Genomic DNA, 17,954 nt, shown 5'->3' with positions numbered 1-17,954 from the left:
ATCATCAAATTCTAAACGCTTGAATGAGCGATTGAACTATCCTGAAGAATGAGCCTTCGGGCTTAAGTCTTTAATTGGAGAGTTTGATCCTGGCTCAGAACGAACGCTGGCGGCGTGCCTAACACATGCAAGTCGAACGCGAAAGAGGGGCAACTCTCAAGTAGAGTGGCAGACGGGTGAGAAATGCGTGGGTAACCTACCCTCGAGTGGGGAATAACCTTCCGAAAGGAGGGCTAATACCGCATGACATCATGGGGACTTCGGACTTCATGATTGAAGCTGGGGCTCCTTCGGGACCCGGCGCTCGAAGAGGGGCCCGCGTCCCATTAGCCTGTTGGTGAGGTAATGGCTCACCAAAGCGACGATGGGTAGCCGGCCTGAGAGGGTGACCGGCCACACTGGGACTGAGACACGGCCCAGACTCCTACGGGAGGCAGCAGTGAGGAATATTGCGCAATGGGCGAAAGCCTGACGCAGCGACGCCGCGTGGAGGATGAAGGTCTTCGGATTGTAAACTCCTGTCGAGCGGGAAGAAAAGCATGGAAGCGAATAACTTTCATGTTTGACTGTACTGCTGGAGGAAGCTCCGGCCAACTACGTGCCAGCAGCCGCGGTAATACGTAGGGAGCAAGCGTTGTTCGGAATTATTGGGCGTAAAGCGCGTGCAGGCGGTCTGGCAAGTCGAGTGTGAAATCCCATGGCTTAACCATGGAACTGCGCTCGATACTGCTTGACTTGAGTCCGGGAGGGGGAAGAGGAATTCCTGGTGTAGCGGTGAAATGCGTAGAGATCAGGAGGAACACCGGTGGCGAAGGCGTCTTCCTGGACCGGTACTGACGCTGAGGCGCGAGAGCTAGGGGAGCAAACAGGATTAGATACCCTGGTAGTCCTAGCTGTAAACGATGGGCACTTGGTGTTGCGGGTATCGACCCCTGCAGTGCCGAAGCTAACGCATTAAGTGCCCCGCCTGGGGAGTACGGTCGCAAGGCTGAAACTCAAAGGAATTGACGGGGGCCCGCACAAGCGGTGGAGCATGTGGTTCAATTCGACGCAACGCGAAGAACCTTACCTGGGTTTGAACTGCAGATGAAAGCTCCAGAGATGGAGCCCTCCTTCGGGACATCTGTAGAGGTGCTGCATGGCTGTCGTCAGCTCGTGTCGTGAGATGTTGGGTTAAGTCCCGCAACGAGCGCAACCCTTACCCTTAGTTGCCATCGGGTCAAGCCGGGAACTCTAAGGGGACTGCCTCGGATAACGGGGAGGAAGGTGGGGATGACGTCAAGTCCTCATGGCCTTTATGTCCAGGGCTACACACGTGCTACAATGGGCGGGACAAAGGGTTGCGATGCCGTGAGGTGGAGCAAATCCCAAAAAACCGCTCTCAGTTCGGATTGCAGTCTGCAACTCGACTGCATGAAGTTGGAATCGCTAGTAATCGCAGATCAGCACGCTGCGGTGAATACGTTCCCGGGCCTTGTACACACCGCCCGTCACATCACGAAAGTCGGTTGCACTTGAAGTCATCGAGCTAACCCGAAAGGGAGGCAGGTGCCCACGGTGTGATCGATGATTGGGGTGAAGTCGTAACAAGGTAGCCGTAGGAGAACCTGTGGCTGGATCACCTCCTTTCTAAGGAGTAACATAGCATTTGCTGATGTTATCCTATGGTCGATTTTGTTTATAAGGGCAGGTCACGCTCTATTTAGCTTTTAAGGAACACTGGCTAAAAAGCAGGCCTGAATGCCTCCATCTGGGAGGCCAGAAACCTATAGCAAAAAGGCTATGAAGGGCCTATAGCTCAGATGGTTAGAGCGCACGCCTGATAAGCGTGAGGTCAGTGGTTCAAATCCACTTAGGCCCACCATTGAAGGCGGTGCAGCCATCAGGCCTGTGGGCGTGAGTCTTTTTATTTGATAGTTGGGGGTATAGCTCAGCTGGGAGAGCGCCTGCTTTGCACGCAGGAGGCCAGCGGTTCGATTCCGCTTACCTCCACCATGATCTTTTCAAGTATTTTATCCTCGGGAAGGAGAGCCTTCCCGCAGGCTAAAAGTTCTTTGACAATTTATATAATTAGCGGCTATTCGCTGAGTAAATGACTTTTTATGGTCAAGCTACTAAGGGCAAACGGTGGATGCCTTGGCGAAGAGAGGCGATGAAGGACGTAGCAAGCTGCGATAAGCCCCGGTTAGTCGCAAGCAGACTTCAACCCGGGGATTTCCGAATGGGGCAACCCGATCCGAGTAATGTTGGATCACCTGCCTCTGAATAAAATAGGAGGCAAGGAGCAAACGAGGGGAATTGAACCATCTTAGTACCCTCAGGAAGAGAATGCAAACGCGATTCCCCCAGTAGCGGCGAGCGAAAAGGGAACAGCCCAAACCGGCTGAATGCTAAAGCTCCTGTGCGTTGTTCAGTCGGTGTAGCGGGAGCAGGTTGATTCCGGCAGGACGGGATCAAAGAGTTACAAAATGCCGTGTTATCTGAATGATCTGGAAAGGTCAACGATACAAAGTAACAGTCTTGTAAGGAAAAACACAGCATCTCTTGTCTGCTTCCCAAGTACCACGGGACACGTGAAACCCTGTGGGAATCCAGGAGGACCATCTCCTAAGGCTAAATACTACTCTTCGACCGATAGTGAACCAGTACCGTGAGGGAAAGGTGAAAAGAACCCTTTTTAAGGGAGTGAAATAGTACCTGAAACCGTTTGCTTACAAGCAGTGGAAGGGCTATGGCTGAAGCGCACCGTTGTTTCGACTTCGGGAAGCGAACGGCAATGCCTGACCGCGTGCCTTTTGCATAATGAGCCGGCTAGTTAATCTATGTAGCAAGGTTAAGCGATAAGCGAGCCGTAGCGAAAGCGAGTCCGAAATGGGCGCTCGAGTTGCATGGATTAAACGCGAAGCTGAGTGATCTACCCTTGGCCAGGGTGAAACACACGTAACAGTGTGTGGAGGCCCGAACCAGTGTTGGTTGAAAACAGCTTGGATGAGCTGAGGGTGGGGGTGAAAGGCTAATCAAACTCAGATATAGCTCGTTCTCCCCGAAATAGCTTTAGGGCTAGCCTCATACGTTTGCTAAAGGTGGTAGAGTACTCGATGGACTAGGGGCCTTACAAGGTTACTGAATCCAACGAAACTCCGAATGCCTTTAGCTCAAAGTATGGGAGTCAGACAGTGGGGGATAAGCTTCATTGTCAAAAGGGAAACAGCCCAGACCGTCAGCTAAGGTCCCCAAATATGAGCTAAGTGGGAAAGGATGTGGGAACGCAGAGACAACCAGGAGGTTGGCTTAGAAGCAGCCATCCTTTAAAGAAAGCGTAACAGCTCACTGGTCAAGCGGTTCTGCGCCGACAATTCAACGGGGCTAAAGCTCGTTACCGAAGCTGCGGATTTGATTCACTTTGAGTGAATCGAGTGGTAGGGGAGCATTCCATACAGAGCGAAGCTGAATCGCAAGGATCAGTGGACTGTATGGAAGAGACCCTGCCGGCACAAGTAGCGATAAACGCTGTGAGAATCGGCGTCGCCGAAAGTCTAAGGTTTCCTGAGGAAGGTTCGTCCGCTCAGGGTTAGTCGGTCCCTAAGCCGAGGCCGAAAGGCGTAGGTGATGGAGAGCAGGTCAATATTCCTGCACCACCAGGAGAGCGTTACGAGCGATGAGGAGACGCAGAAGGATAGGCATACGGGCGAGTGGAAATGCCCGGCCGCGATCGTAGGAGGGTTTCTCAGGCAAATCCGGGAGACCAATAACTCCGAGGAAAGCGGGGAAGTGCGACTTCGGTCAAACCAACTTGCTGAATCCACACTGTCAGGAAAATCCTCTAGCCAGCTCTTCGGGTGACCGTACCGCAATCCGGCACAGGTAGACGAGGAGAGAATCCTAAGGCGCGTGAGTGATCCCTCGTTAAGGAACTCGGCAAAATGGCCCCGTAACTTCGGGAGAAGGGGTACCCCATCGGGTGAGGAAGCTCGCCTTCCAGGCCTGAAGGGGTTGCAATGAAATGGCCCAAACGACTGTTTACTAAAAACACAGGACTCTGCAAAGCAAAAAAGGCGAAGTATAGGGTCTGACGCCTGCCCGGTGCCGGAAGGTTAAAAGGAGGAGTTAGTCGCAAGGCAAAGCTCTGAATTGAAGCCCCGGTAAACGGCGGCCGTAACTATAACGGTCCTAAGGTAGCGAAATTCCTTGTCGGGTAAGTTCCGACCTGCACGAATGGCGTAACGAGTTGGGCGCTGTCTCAACGAGGGGCTCAGCGAATCTGTAGTACCGGTGAAGATGCCGGTTGCCCGCTGCAAGACGGAAAGACCCCGTGCACCTTTACTATATCTTAGCAATGGATTTTGGTATTGTATGTGCAGGATAGGTGGGAGGCTTTGAAGCGTGAGCGTTAGCTCGCGTGGAGCCAACGGTGAGATACCACCCTTATGATGCTGAGATCCTAACTCTGGGCCGTGAATCCGGTCCGGGGACATTGCTAGGTGGGTAGTTTGACTGGGGCGGTCGCCTCCTAAACTGTAACGGAGGCGTGCGAAGGTTCCCTCAGGCTGTTTGGAAATCAGCCAGAGAGTGCAAGAGCATAAGGGAGCTTGACTGCGAGACCAACAAGTCGAGCAGGTGCGAAAGCAGGCTCTAGTGATCCGGCGGTTCCACATGGAAGGGCCGTCGCTCAACGGATAAAAGGTACGCCGGGGATAACAGGCTTATCTTGCCCAAGAGTTCACATCGACGGCAAGGTTTGGCACCTCGATGTCGGCTCATCGCATCCTGGGGCTGAAGTAGGTCCCAAGGGTTCGGCTGTTCGCCGATTAAAGCGGTACGTGAGCTGGGTTTAGAACGTCGTGAGACAGTTCGGTCCCTATCTGTAGTGGGCGCAGGATACTTGAGGAAGGTCCTTCCTAGTACGAGAGGACCGGAAGGAGCGAACCTCTAGTGTACCAGTTGTCCTGCCAGGGGCAGCGCTGGGTAGCTATGTTCGGATAGGATAAACGCTGAAGGCATATAAGCGTGAAGCCACCTCCAAGATTAGGTATCCCTCACCGTAAGGTGACTGAAGACTCCTTGGAGATGACGAGGTTGATAGGCTGGATGTGTAAGCGCAGTAATGCGTTGAGCTTACCAGTACTAATCAGTCGTGAGGCTTGACCATAAAATTTGAAATTGTTGCCCCCGTCAAGGGGGCAACATTTTTTTATGTTTATTTTAACCCAGAATTTTTTAATCTCGCGAATAGCAGCAATATCGTTTATTAAGGGTTCTCACTCTTACTTATCTGGATCTGTTCCGGTCGCGGATGATGGTTTCTTAATATTTTTATATGATGCAACTATGCTGTATCTAATCAGCAATAATGCATATTTTAGGTTGACTCCAGGCTCTTTGTGGTGTATAAAATCAAATCCATTTTTACGAAAATATAAGTTCCATGGAGAAAATGATGATGAAAAAATTGAGCTGTTTCATGGGAGCCATGATCCTTGCGGGATTTCTCCGCTGTCCTATTTTTGCAGAAGATATTGAAAAGAAATTCACTCTCTTTGCACTCCTCAATAATTACACGACTAGCGACGAGATAAACAGCGATGCCAGCAATAGAGCATATTATATCCGCGGCGGCTATCTGGAAGCCGTGAGACCCGATCCCCGGCCAGACAACGCCTCGAGCAATTCGCTCAAGATCCAGGATGCCTATCAGATGATGTTCGGCGCAAACTACGGGATCACATCCTGGTTCCTCATCGAGGCCAGTATCGGCTATTCAAAAAGCGATGTTGGAGATCTGGAAGTATGCGTGAGATTTGAGGATGAAGTGGACCCTGAAGCAGCAAAACTGTACCAGGATAAGAACGAGCATCTCTTCAGGTTGTATCTATTGCCAGTCGGCGAACTGACGAGGGTACCCATTCAGACTTCCGGCATCATCCGGTTCCGGCCAAAGAGCAACTTCAATCCATATATAGGAGCAGGCATAGGGTTCATCATGGTAGAATTCGATTCATCATCCGAGCTGGATCAGTTTTCCTCAAGAATCGATCGGTCCATTGGAACATTCATGTCTGCCTATCAATCAGAATACCTGAACAGAGATCTGGGCCCCGTAACGGTGGAAGCGCCGGACTCGCTCGAATATCATGTCGCGGGAGGTTTTGATTATACTTTCAAGAAGCATTGGGCAATCTTCATGGATGCGAAATATGTCTTTGCATCAAAAAGGATGAGCGTTAAAGTTGACGGAGTAGAAAAATTTGGGCGCGGGTTTCCTAACTTGGAAGTAGAAGATTGGGAAACTGTTCCACCAATATATGGTGAGCCATATGGCATATCTTCGGGAGGGGCATTTGATTTCAATGGTGATGGGATCCTGGATGGTGGCATGTATTATGTCAACGGCGGAAATATCAAGTACGGTGGATTTTCTCTGGGAGTTGGGATAAAATATACATTCTAAAAAAAGGGAATGAAAGCTTCCCGGTGATCTTAGCGAAGGGGAAACACCCGTTCCCATTCCGAACACGGAAGTTAAGCCCTTCAGCGCCGATGGTACTGCATTGGCAACGATGTGGAAGAGTAGGTCATTGCCGGGATAAATTTTATAGCCCCTGTTGAAGAACAGGGGCTTTTTATTTGGTGCGCCCGGCAGGGAAGGCCTCGTCGGATCGAGAGGACAGTTTTCAAAATGATAATCTCTTATGATAAAATGATGCACTAATAAAAGGGAAGAAGAGATGTCAGGACATTCAAAGTGGAGTTCCATCAAGCATAAAAAGGCGGCCGCTGATGCCAGGAGGGGAAAAATCTTTACGAAGCTCATCAAGGAGATCACCGTAGCGGCAAGGTTAGGGGGAGGAGACCCCGGCAGCAATGCGAGACTCCGAGCCGCTATCACCGATGCCAAGGCGGCCAACATGCCTGCTGATAACATCAAGAGGGCCATTCAAAAAGGAACAGGGGAGCTTCCCGGTGTTTCAATTGAAGAAGTCGTTTACGAGGGCTATGGTCCCGGGGGTGTTGCCATTTATGTGGAGGCCATGACGGACAACAAGAACAGAACTACGCCGGAGATCAGGCATCTCTTCGGCAAGCATGGAGGGCATCTCGGAGAATCCAACAGCGTCTCATGGATGTTTGCAAAGAAGGGGTACTTCGTGATCCAGAGAAGGAGCATTGACGAGGAATCCCTTATGGAAACGGTGCTTGAAGCCGGAGCAGAGGACATGAGGATCGATGGAGAGAACTACGAGGTATTCACTGACCCCGGGAACTTCGAGGCAGTGAAGATGGCCGTTGAAAAGAAAGGGATACCCGTTGAAGTTTCCCAGATTGCGATGATTCCTCAGAACAGGGTCAGGATTGAAGGAAAGAAGACCCAGCAGCTCCTGGGCCTGCTCGAGATCCTCGAGGATCATGATGATGTCCAGCATGTCTTCGCGAACTTTGACATTGACGAATCTGAAATCGTGGATGAGTCCTAAGTGAAGATCCTTGGCATAGACCCCGGGACCCGCGCGACAGGGTTTGGCATCATTGAGTTCCAGAATAACGCGATCAGACATATCGAATCGGGAACCATATTCAGCGCTACGAACGATGGTTCTTCCTCTCTGACGAAGATATTTGCTGGAATAGAAACAATCATTCAAAAACATAGGCCTTCTGCCATTGCGGTGGAGGAGGTTTTCTTCGCAACAAACGTCAAGTCGGCTTTGAAACTCGGACAGGTTAGAGGAGTCATCCTCCTGGCCGTGCTCCGATCCAGGACCACTTTCTATGAATACAGTCCATTGGAGGTCAAGAAAGCAGTGACGGGATATGGAAGAGCCGACAAGAGGCAGGTTCAGCTAATGACCATGAGGCTTCTCCATCTAACAAGCTATCCGCACACGGCCGATGCATCCGATGCCCTTGCCGTCGCCATATGCCATGCTCACAACATGAGAAGATGGGAGAGTGCTCACGGAAAAGAAGAACTCCATGGGCAAGTCAGACAGGAGAAAAATAAGAGAAAAATATGATCGGGAGATTGACAGGAGAGATAGTTTTTCGAAAACCGAACTTTCTTGTAATCGATGTTAACGGGATCGGCTACGATGTCAGCGTTCCTCTTTCCACCTACTTCAAGATCGAGGATGGAAAACCTGTCTCTCTGGAGATCTATACTCATCTGAAAGAAGATTCAATCAATCTTTATGGATTTCTCACAAGGGAGGAGAAGCTTCTGTTCGAAAGGCTCATCTCCATCTCCGGGATAGGTCCCAGGCTGGCCATCAACATCCTGTCGGGTATTGACTTCATGGAGCTGGTCAGGGCAATCCGAGGCGGCGATTCAGAGAAGTTGAAGACGATCCCCGGGATAGGAAAGAAGATCGCCGAGAGGATTGCTCTGGAATTGAAGGACAAACTCGCCGAACTTCCCGTTGATGAAGCCGGGCAAGCGGAGGATTGGAAATGGAGAAAAGTGGATCCAGGGGCGCAGGCTCTCTTTGATGATGCCATTTCCGCCCTCTCAAATCTTGGATTTCCCAGAGCAACCGCCAGGAAGGCGGTCGAGGAATCATTCGCATCATTCAGCAAAGACCATCCTGAGGAGCTGCCTGTCTTTGAGGATCTCTTCAGGAGATCGCTGAAACAGATAATGATAAAGAGGTGAGAAGAGATGGACGATGAGAAGGAGCTCACGACATCCCGGAGAACGGAGGAAGACCAGCAGTTCGAATCAACCCTCCGCCCACGCCTCCTCTCGGAATTTATCGGGCAAGTGAAGGTCAAGGAGAATCTGAAAGTCTTCGTCGAGGCAGCCAAGAAGAGGAAGGAACCGCTTGACCATGTCCTGCTGTACGGACCTCCAGGGCTCGGAAAGACAACCCTTGCCTACATCATAGCCAACGAAATGGGCTCCGGGATCAAGGCGACATCAGGTCCCGCCATCGAGAAATCAGGAGACCTCGCAGCCATTCTCACCAATCTGGAGGAACACGATGTTCTCTTCATCGATGAGATTCACCGGCTGAGCGCTGCGATCGAGGAGATCCTGTATCCTGCCATGGAAGAGTACAGGATTGATATCATAATCGGGCAGGGGCCCAGCGCCCGCTCCGTGAAGATTGACATACCGAGGTTCACTCTCGTCGGGGCATCTACAAGAGTGGGGCTCCTGACATCTCCTCTCAGGGATCGATTTGGCATCATCCATCATCTTGATTTCTACAATTCCGACAACCTGGCAACGATCGTCCGGAGGTCTGCAGGAATTCTGTCTATCCCCATCGATCCAGATGCCTCCATGGAGATAGCGATGAGGTCGAGGGGGACACCAAGAATCGCCAACAGGCTCCTGAGAAGGGTCAGAGACTTCGCCCAGATCAGCGGGGATGGGAGGATCAGGGCTGGAAGAACGAAGGAGGCTCTGGAACGACTCGATGTCGATTCCTACGGGTTGGATGAGATAGACAGGAAGCTTCTCCTAACAATCCTCGAAAAATTCAGCGGTGGGCCGGTTGGACTCAACACCCTGTCGGCGGCCATCGGGGAAGAGAAAGACACAATCGAAGAGATCTATGAACCCTACCTGATCCAGATCGGTTTCCTGGATCGAACTCCCAAAGGAAGAAAAGTCACCGAGCGTGCCATCAAACACCTCGGCTTTCACAAATCCAGCAACAAACACAAACAGAAGAATCTCTGGTAATCCTCGATAGGCGATAAAAAAAGGGGGCTGAATTTCAGCCCCTTGGATTAGCTGCCATCACTCTGTTACGGGCAACTCTCTGGATCGCTATTGATCTCGGCGTCTCTGTCTCCAATCTGCTTTGCCGTTTCGGTATTGTATGTGCCGTTGCCATAGCTGTTGACCGCTCTTGTCAGATAGTAGAATCCCTCACCGTTCGCAGGCGGATTGTTTGTATCCGTGGCCTGAGTATCCGTATCATCATTCTCGAGGCAACCCGTAACGGTTGTGCTGAAATCGCCCTTCGTGCTTCTCAACAGTTTGAGATCACCCTTAACCGTATCATATGCAGTTCCGCAGAGAGCAGCATTCCAGCCGAAGGTGTTCTTGTTCTTGGATAAGAAGGCAAGGCCGGTGACTTTCAACGGCAGTGCTCCTTCATCGATGGTGACGTCGCAGTCGTTGTCCTTGCTATCGCAGATTTCGGTTGCACCTGGATAGACTGTATTGTCGTTGTCGTCGCAATCATCCTTGGTGCCGGCGCAGGAGTCAGGCGTTGAATGACCATCAGCATCAACATCGAAAGTCAGCCCGTTATCGACTGTGCCGTCACAGTCGTTGTCCAGACCGTCGCAGATCTCGGCGAAGCACCCCTCGTAGACATCCACGAGAACGCATGCTGTATCTATGCATGTCTCCTTATCCGAAGAACAAACCGCTTTAACACAGTACCATGTGTCGGCAGTTGGTGCATCGAAGTAGTAGTACCTGTCGCTCCAGTCGTACAGCATCGTGTCGGTTCCCTCGATCGTACCGTCTCCGTCATTATCGATCCACCACTGATACTGGAATGTTCCATCAACGCACTTGTCGGCTGACGTTCCGGAGGATGTCAGCGTAACTTTATGACCGGGAGCCAGCAGTTTGCAGTTGTCTTCGCCTGTTTCATCGATCGTGCCATCCTGATCATTATCGACGCCATCATCGGCACATTTGATGTCAGGCGTGATTGTCGTGCAGTTCTGCGATGGATCTAAGGGACAGGTGGCTGCAGGCGGCGTATCGGCATCAGGACTCATGGTGAAAGCTGTCGTGACGGTATTGGTGATCTTGACATCGTCGATGTACCATCCGTCATCGAACCAGGTATAAGGTTCAGAGTAGCCTAATTGAGTTCCAGTTTGCATCGGGTAGTTCTCGATAGATGTAGCAAGGAATCGGAGTTTGATCCTGTATCCCTGGAGTCTTTCCAGGTTGAACTTGCTCTCAACCCATGTTCCGGGACCCGATGATCCCTGAAGACCCGGGCCGTCGCCGTTTCCGGTGTCCTCTGGATCGAAAGTCGCCCTGTAGTTGGTTTCACCCATCCAGGAAAAGGCGAATTCCGGGAAGCAGGTGCTGCTTGGACCGAGCCTCAGGCTGTTCGGGAAGAAGTCATCCTCGGTAGAACCGTCATCCGTCGGATCGAAGAGGCAGTTAACGAAGTTATCCGTTCCCTGGAAGTTGTAGACATTGGTGAATGGAAAGATCTTGATCCAGTTCCCCTGAACGTTTCCGCTGGCATCGGTTCTTGCCACCATGACGACTGCCCTGTCCGCGGTCTCCATCCATGGAGTGTTGGTGCCTCTCGAATCTAGCAGGGAGCATTGCTGCTTGAAGGATAGAATGGCTTTATTTGTGGCGTCGTTGAGCCCGAGATTGATGTGGTTGATGGTTCTGGCAATGTTCATTTCCGCCAAATGCTCCGTATCCCCTGAAGCGCTGGCAGGGTTTTCATGGTATCCCCAGTGCAGCGAGTTTGAACCCAGGTAAGCTCTTCTACTATTTGATGGGATAGATGCAGATGTGTCATGAATGTGCCAGTCTTGATCTAAGAACACGGTGTCGATGTTGCAGTTTTCTCTTCCATAGCTGTTGGAGTTTGGATTGGCGGGATCGTTGTACTGACATCTCTGTCCATCTGCTGCCGCCACTCTTACAAACTCAAACTTGGATTCGCCTGATTCAAAACCCGCCGTCCATGTAATATGATCCGCCGAGCCTCCGGACGCATCGAGGTCTAACGGAACGGTTATCTTGAGAGGCATGTATGTTCCGTCGATCTCGTTGGAGGTGACTGTCAGCAGGAACTCTGCGTCGAGGTCCTGATAGACTCCACTTCTATTCACGTCTTTGACCTGGAACTGGAACCTGTCGGTGGAATTGGTTCTGGCCTCTCTTTTCGGGATATCACCGTAGCTACCGGAGCTATCCGTGATGCAGTCAACGTTGATCGTGCCGTCGTTATTCAGATCGGAGGCCTGGATCTTTGCCACTACATTCGTCAGATCTATGAATTCCCCCTCGGCTCTTGCAAGGTTTCTCAACGTGACTTCCATCGTCACAGTTTCGTTTTGATCGGCAAAGCCGTCATGGTCTCCATTGTCATCGACGATGGTGACGAGTTCCACGGACATTCTTCCGACGGGGTATGAGATGGAAGAGCCGTAAAAGATAGGATTGATCGGGCAGCCGCAATTGTCATCTCCGTAAGGCCTCAGGTATCCACCGCCGGCAAGCGGACAATGCTCATCGGCTTCGTCAGTTAGATTATCGCAGTCATCATCGCCGACGGGGGTTCCGCCCGGACCCATGCACCACTCATCAGCCTCATCCACCGTTCCATCTCCATCGTCGTCGTAATCTTTGGATCCCGGCGCCCCATCGGGTCCATATTTGTCATCGTCAACGCCGCATTTTCCGGGACATCCATCGGTGCCATGGTTGTAAACATGCACACCATCACTCTTATCCACATATTTTATGTAGAGAGTCGGGAGATCGGTTCCATCAACCTTGACGAAGATGACTCCATCCTCATCAAATCCCGTGGATATCGGGACGTTTCCAGTGTACTCGAAGGAGCCGGATGCTTTCTGTTCGAGCCAGAAATATTCCCCATTCGGCTCGGCTTCCGAGTAGGCAAGTATCCTGATTTCTTTGAGACCATCACTGTCGGCATCCTGTATGTCAACCGAGGATGTGTCATCCTTATCCCAGGTTGGACCCACGCCCTGTGTGGTTTCGGCATTGACGTCCAGTATGCTTACAGGAACCAGAGACAGGCCTTCATACATGTAGATGGTCTTGATTGACATCGAGGCGCACTGTCCGTTCGTGCTGCAATCCGTCTGATCGGCGATGGGATGCATCTCGTCCCATTCAATTGCAACGTCGTCAATGGCTAATCCATAACCATTTCCTACTGGTGTATTGGACTGGCTCCCTTCATATACCCAGAAACCGAAGGCGGCTGCAAACTTCTTTCCGGAATCGCCGTAATAGTCTTCGAAGGTTTCTCCGGGCCGGAGTCCATTTGTCCTGGGCCAGCCGGTGCCGAAGTTCTTGTAGGGTCCATTGGCCGTTACGAATTCATCCGTGGAGCCGTCGCAGTCACTGCTGTTGATCGTGCCGTCGCCGTTGCTGTCCCAGTCGCAATCGTTATCAGCATCATCATCCGGCGGTTTGGCAAGTCCATGAGGTTGGTCTCGCTGGTCCGCGGTGAGGTCTTCAAAGGCGCATCCTCTTCTTCCCACTCTGTTATTGCCGACGGTCCCGTTTGTCTGATCGCCCACTGCGTTTGATGGAGCAAAGGCAGAGAAGCCGTCGATCAAGTTTCCGTTACCACCGGACTTGAGCCCCATCTTTCCCGAGAAGCCGTTGAATACCCAGTCATCGATGAAGCTGATTTCATCGTCTGATTCCGTATCTGTATCGAGTTCCCAGGTGACAACCGTCAGCGTATCGTTAAGATCGACCTGCTGGTTCCACTGGACGGCATCGTAACCGAATTCAACGTAGTACGAGAATCCATTGGCATCGTTATTGACATGGACCTTATTGATGTCCGGCGTCTTGAGGAATTCCTTCCAGTAATCCGCATTGTTTGTTCCAGATCTTGTTTCATAGGGCTGGCATTTTATTGCTCCTCCTGGTTTCGTTGGTGTGAGACATCCTACTTGTCCTGTTTGCTGGTCATTGAATATTGTTCCTGTATGCCATGCACCACCCTTCCATGCTTCTGGCTCGGATCCTTTGGTCTGGAATCCGCAACCTCCTTTGTTGGCCCAGTTCTGGCTGAGTGTATCGTCAGCGGGCTCCCTGTCTTCGCCCGTGTCTAGAATATCATTAAAGTTTTTATCTTCTCCCCAGTTCGTTATATAGTTGGTTCCCTCTGTTGATTTCGGGTGAATGCCTGTCCGGAAATCTTCCCCGTTGGTGTTAAAGTCCCAGGGACCATTGAAGCCTGGGTTTCCGCCGCCATATGCGGTGGTTGTCATGTCGTCGAACTGGACTCTCTCATACCAGAGGTCAAAATCCTCTCCAGGAGCATCGAGCTGTCCACCCTGCTTCTTTCCTGTATCGAGTGGCCCGACATACTCGTTGTTGTCGTAATCTTTGGTGACCGTTCCACCCGTCGGGAAATCCGTTGAGAAGTGGAGAACCTCGTCGTCTGCATCGAGTTGATGTGAGAATGCCTGGTACTCCTTTACCGACTTTCCATTCTTGGTTGCGCTGATACCAAGAACCATTTCGATTTTGTCCGATGGGAAAGTCGGATTTCCTACGACTTCGATCTCGAATGGTATTATCATGGCTGAGCCGGAATCGAGCTTTCCAACGACTTTTTGCGGATTCAGGATGTTTATAAAGGATGATAGACTGTTATTCAATCTTCCTGGATCATCATTGTTGTCTGAATCAGGCACAACGGCTCTCAATTCGGCTTCGAGATCGACAAGGTCTGTTCCTTCGCCGTTGAGAATGGCGATCCAGTAAACGATTTTTTCTTCTTTATCCGGGTATTTGTCGGGCAAGGACCTGCCTATGCCGTTGACTTCGCAACCTCCGTCCAGGTAGTAAGCGTAGTTTCTGCCCCACTGCCAGATCTTTGTTCCGCTCTGCAACCTTACCGTGCAGTCCGCTTTAATCATGGAGAATCTCTGGTCAGAAACATCCTGATATACTGCCTTCAAGTAGTACCCATCTTCCAGATCCAGAATCCCGTTGTTATTGCCCTGCGTCGAAGAGCTGGATGTCGGGAGATCCTCAGACTTGAATTTCAGCGCCGCGCCTTGCTGGATGAAAGAGATCCCTGTTTCGGTATCTACCGTAACGTCGTCGGTGGTATCAATCTGACGGTCCGGTCCTGGATCGATGACGTAAACAGTCGTTCTTCCGCTGATCACGCTGGGAGTAAGGCCGCTTCCGGGATCGCCTGCCTCGTCCACCTCATTGACGATCACGTGGACGATGTCGTTGCAGACAACCGGGCTCTTATCGAATCTGATGCTGCTTCCAGCAACGCATCCTCCCGCAATGGCGGCCGCATACTTTTGCGCTTCGAGATTAGCCAATTTGGCACTGATCTTCAGTATCCACGTTCCTGATAGCTCCTCATCGATGGTGCCATCGCTGTTGTTGTCTCTGGCCAGGTCACTCGTGGAAACGAATATTCCTTCATTCACGTTGAAGGTATCTCTGGAGGCATTCGCACCGCTATTCTTGACCTCGAGCGACCATTCGCTCTGGTCTATCGTGCCGTCGCCGTCGTTGTCTTCGCCTGAGTCGAGCGTACCATCTTTGTCCTTGTCTTCAGTGAAGTAGTTCCCCCAGTAGAGATGCTCGTTCGAATCCAGGGATCCGTTGCCATTGGAGTCAAACCATAGCTCGAGATCAAGATCGTTGATGAGATCTTCACCGTAAGGGCTCGTGCTCGTACCATCGATCCAGGCTACGGCGGCTTTCAGAGGAATGGTCGTATCCGTGACCTGGAACTCAATTATGACAGAATCATTTGGTGATATACCCTGGCCTGTTGATAATCCCTGATCATCGATGATGAGGCCTACGGGGGTCGAGGGATCCGTTATGAGCGGGAGGACATTGCGCAACTCGATTCGACCGTACCCTATTTCGTTATTGAATCTGTATTTCTTCGAGATATAGGCGCCATCCATGAATTCGGCAGAAGCTATGAGGATGGCTTTAACAAGAGCTCCTGAAATGACCGGTACCTTGTCGGCGTCGTTTCCCGCATCGGATGATGTTCCGTCAGGATAGAACCCCTGAGCGAAGTAATCCCTGACGATGGCAGAAGCTCCCATTGCCGCCGGCGAAGAGAAGCTGGTCCCGCTGTTATTGTTTGTACTATTGCAAACAACGGTGCCGGTCTGATCGTTATCCTGGCTCTTGCAGGAATATTCTGACGAGATACCCTGCAGGCCATAATCGACGGCGGGAGCCATTAGCAGAGGAGCAACCCTCGGCTTGCTTGTCGATCCTACTGGACCGACGCTCGAGAAATCGGCTCTCCAGTTAGTATAACCGGCATTGCCTGAACCTCCGACTACGATGGCATTCTTACTGTTGGCCGGACTGCCAATCGTCCTTTCGTCGGCCGTCCCATCGGCATTTGTATCGGAGCTTGAATTGCCCGCCGATATGAATACCATCGCTTCTTGATTCTCAAACAGAAATTCATCGATCTGCTGCGGGTGCGCATCGTAAACCTGGCTATCTGAGCCAAAGCTGTAGTTGGTGCCTCTAGCGCCATTGGAATAACCATCACCAAGGATACCGCTTCCTGGCGTTCCGCCATAGAAAGATTTGGTTGGGCTGCCTCCTTCATCACAGGCTCCTGAAGCAGGAGTAATATAATCATCGTAGAACAGAAGCTTCGCCCCTTTCGCAACGCCATCAATCTTCCATGGGTTATCGTTGGAGTCATAGAAGTACCATCCTTCACCATAGCTGGGATCCACATCGGAAGCGTTTCCGAGAGCCGTTGCCGATACAACCTGTCCGTGTGTATAGCCGCCACTCGCAACATCATCACAGCTCTTATAATCACCACTTCCGCCCCATGAGCCTGTGGTTTTATAGAGATAGATTTTCCTGTGGGAAGGATTTGGTATCGTAGGATCGGCAGGATACCCCGGATCCGATCTCGTATTGGAAAGGTCCCCGGCATCATAGCTGGCGCCTGTATCGACAACCTGGAGATACTGAGGATTGGCTATCCCTCCTCCTCCGCCTCCGTCAACTCCCACGTCGAAGTATGGAACCGCGCCCTCGTTATAATCCCCTGTCTGCATGACTGTCGTCGTTTCTTCACCATGGGGGAAATGCGGGGCTACTTCAAAGACGCCTCTGACCGCCTCTAAACTGGCGATTTCTCCGATCTTGCTTCGATCGATGTCTACATAGATTGTGTTGCCGTAAACGAACTTGATCATTCCACCCATCTGGGAGATCTTCTGTGAGGCTACAATCGCTGGTTCATTCGGGAAAAGCATGACGACAAGAGAATATACAGGAGAAATGGCCGCAACAGGGTCGGGAAGAGGTATTTTCCCAACGTTGGGGGCTATTTTTAAGGCAGGGTGGTAGGGTTCCAGAAATTGAATCTTGGGAGAAGAGGCAACGATCGGATAATTGCTGGAATTGAGCAGGACGATGTGAGCGCGATTGGACAGATAATCAAAGAACTGCACCCCCAGGTTTTCGAACTCTTTTCGCGTTACCTCAAACTTCCCATAGTCGAAATAATCAGGATTGAACTGTGCTATGAAATACTGCATCGTATCCGTTGTCTGGAGGAGGATTCCCTTCTTCAATTCTCCTGGAATGTCGAACAGGCCGCTGCGTGTATCGAAAGAACCAACCATCGTTTTCAGATAGTATGGAGAAGAGACAAATTCTGGTGGAACCTCCCCATAGTAAGGTCCTGTCAAGTATGGCCATACATAATTGCTTCGCTGATAGAGAACGGGTTTTTTCATAATGACCTTATTTGGATCCTCCGCGGAGTTCCCGGCGGTCACGGACGCTGTTGTTGCACCGGAATCGTTAGGTTTTGCTTGATTGGTGTTCCCCACGGTCACGGAGATGGTGCCGCTGCTGCTGCTGTTCAACTTCTTCTTGACATCCGGGACGTTCTCCTCGGCTGCCGAAAAGGTGGTGATAGAGAGTGCTATCAGCGCGAGGATAACAGAAAAGATTCTCCAAAAGCTATACCTGTTTTGCATGACCTCCTCCTATGCATTTTTTAAGACGCAATAGTTTATATGATTGATTACACATTTTCCCCATGTGTGTAATATCTACGGTGATATCGCCTTCTTGTCAAGGATAAATTCTGCAAAAAATGAAATGATTTTTTCATTTCGGTTCCTCTTATACATATTTGCATGGGCAAAGTCAATCGACGGAAAAACTATTTGCTGATGGATCTGCAAAAAGAGCCTCT

6 protein-coding genes, 2 tRNA genes and 3 rRNA genes are annotated in these 17,954 nt (G+C 51.0%); 10 read left to right on the top strand and 1 reads right to left on the bottom strand.

The window, feature by feature from the left end; genetic code table 11:
• Window positions 1-71: 71 nt before the first annotated feature.
• From AB1756_05290 to ruvB, 10 genes are all read left to right on the top strand, one after another.
• Window positions 72-1,629 (top strand): 16S ribosomal RNA (locus tag AB1756_05290).
• A 158-nt stretch (window positions 1,630-1,787) separates the two neighbouring features.
• Window positions 1,788-1,864: transfer RNA gene (locus tag AB1756_05285), tRNA-Ile, on the top strand.
• Between the two features lie 55 nt (window positions 1,865-1,919).
• Window positions 1,920-1,995: transfer RNA gene (locus AB1756_05280), tRNA-Ala, on the top strand.
• Between the two features lie 109 nt (window positions 1,996-2,104).
• A 23S ribosomal RNA gene (locus tag AB1756_05275) occupies window positions 2,105-5,149 on the top strand.
• A 285-nt stretch (window positions 5,150-5,434) separates the two neighbouring features.
• Window positions 5,435-6,448, top strand: a complete 1,014-nt coding sequence (locus tag AB1756_05270) for an OmpW family outer membrane protein (protein ID MEW5806742.1) — start codon at window positions 5,435-5,437, stop codon at window positions 6,446-6,448.
• A 19-nt stretch (window positions 6,449-6,467) separates the two neighbouring features.
• Window positions 6,468-6,584 (top strand): 5S ribosomal RNA (gene rrf / locus AB1756_05265).
• The 16S, 23S and 5S rRNA genes sit together here with 2 tRNA genes alongside, the layout of an rRNA operon.
• Window positions 6,585-6,725: 141 nt before the next feature.
• Window positions 6,726-7,472 (top strand): YebC/PmpR family DNA-binding transcriptional regulator, encoded by a 747-nt coding sequence (locus tag AB1756_05260; protein ID MEW5806741.1) that lies wholly within the window; start codon window positions 6,726-6,728, stop codon window positions 7,470-7,472.
• Window positions 7,473-8,012, top strand: a complete 540-nt coding sequence (gene ruvC / locus AB1756_05255) for a crossover junction endodeoxyribonuclease RuvC (protein ID MEW5806740.1) — start codon at window positions 7,473-7,475, stop codon at window positions 8,010-8,012.
• Window positions 8,009-8,647, top strand: a complete 639-nt coding sequence (gene ruvA, locus AB1756_05250; GenBank protein MEW5806739.1) for a Holliday junction branch migration protein RuvA — start codon at window positions 8,009-8,011, stop codon at window positions 8,645-8,647. Before ruvC ends, ruvA begins: the two co-directional genes overlap by 4 nt.
• Window positions 8,648-8,653: 6 nt before the next feature.
• Complete coding sequence (gene ruvB / locus AB1756_05245; protein MEW5806738.1) at window positions 8,654-9,685, top strand: Holliday junction branch migration DNA helicase RuvB; 1,032 nt, start codon at window positions 8,654-8,656, stop codon at window positions 9,683-9,685.
• 65 nt (window positions 9,686-9,750) lie between these two features.
• Here the strand turns inward: ruvB and AB1756_05240 are convergent, their stop codons facing one another.
• Complete coding sequence (locus tag AB1756_05240; protein ID MEW5806737.1) at window positions 9,751-17,733, bottom strand: MopE-related protein; 7,983 nt, start codon at window positions 17,731-17,733, stop codon at window positions 9,751-9,753.
• Window positions 17,734-17,954 lie beyond the last annotated feature (221 nt).

Source organism: Acidobacteriota bacterium, from assembly GCA_040752675.1.
Taxonomy (GTDB): Bacteria; Acidobacteriota; Polarisedimenticolia; order JBFMGF01; family JBFMGF01; genus JBFMGF01.
Note: the sequence above shows the minus strand (reverse complement) of the source record. Positions and strands in the feature narration are given on the sequence as shown.

Coding starts and splice junctions, on each gene's coding strand:
- AB1756_05270 (MEW5806742.1), top strand. CDS start 5,435: ATGATGATGAAAAAATTGAGCTGTTTCATGGGAGCCATGATCCTTGCG.
- AB1756_05260 (MEW5806741.1), top strand. CDS start 6,726: ATGTCAGGACATTCAAAGTGGAGTTCCATCAAGCATAAAAAGGCGGCC.
- ruvA (MEW5806739.1), top strand. CDS start 8,009: ATGATCGGGAGATTGACAGGAGAGATAGTTTTTCGAAAACCGAACTTT.
- ruvB (MEW5806738.1), top strand. CDS start 8,654: ATGGACGATGAGAAGGAGCTCACGACATCCCGGAGAACGGAGGAAGAC.
- AB1756_05240 (MEW5806737.1), bottom strand. CDS start 17,733: ATGCAAAACAGGTATAGCTTTTGGAGAATCTTTTCTGTTATCCTCGCG.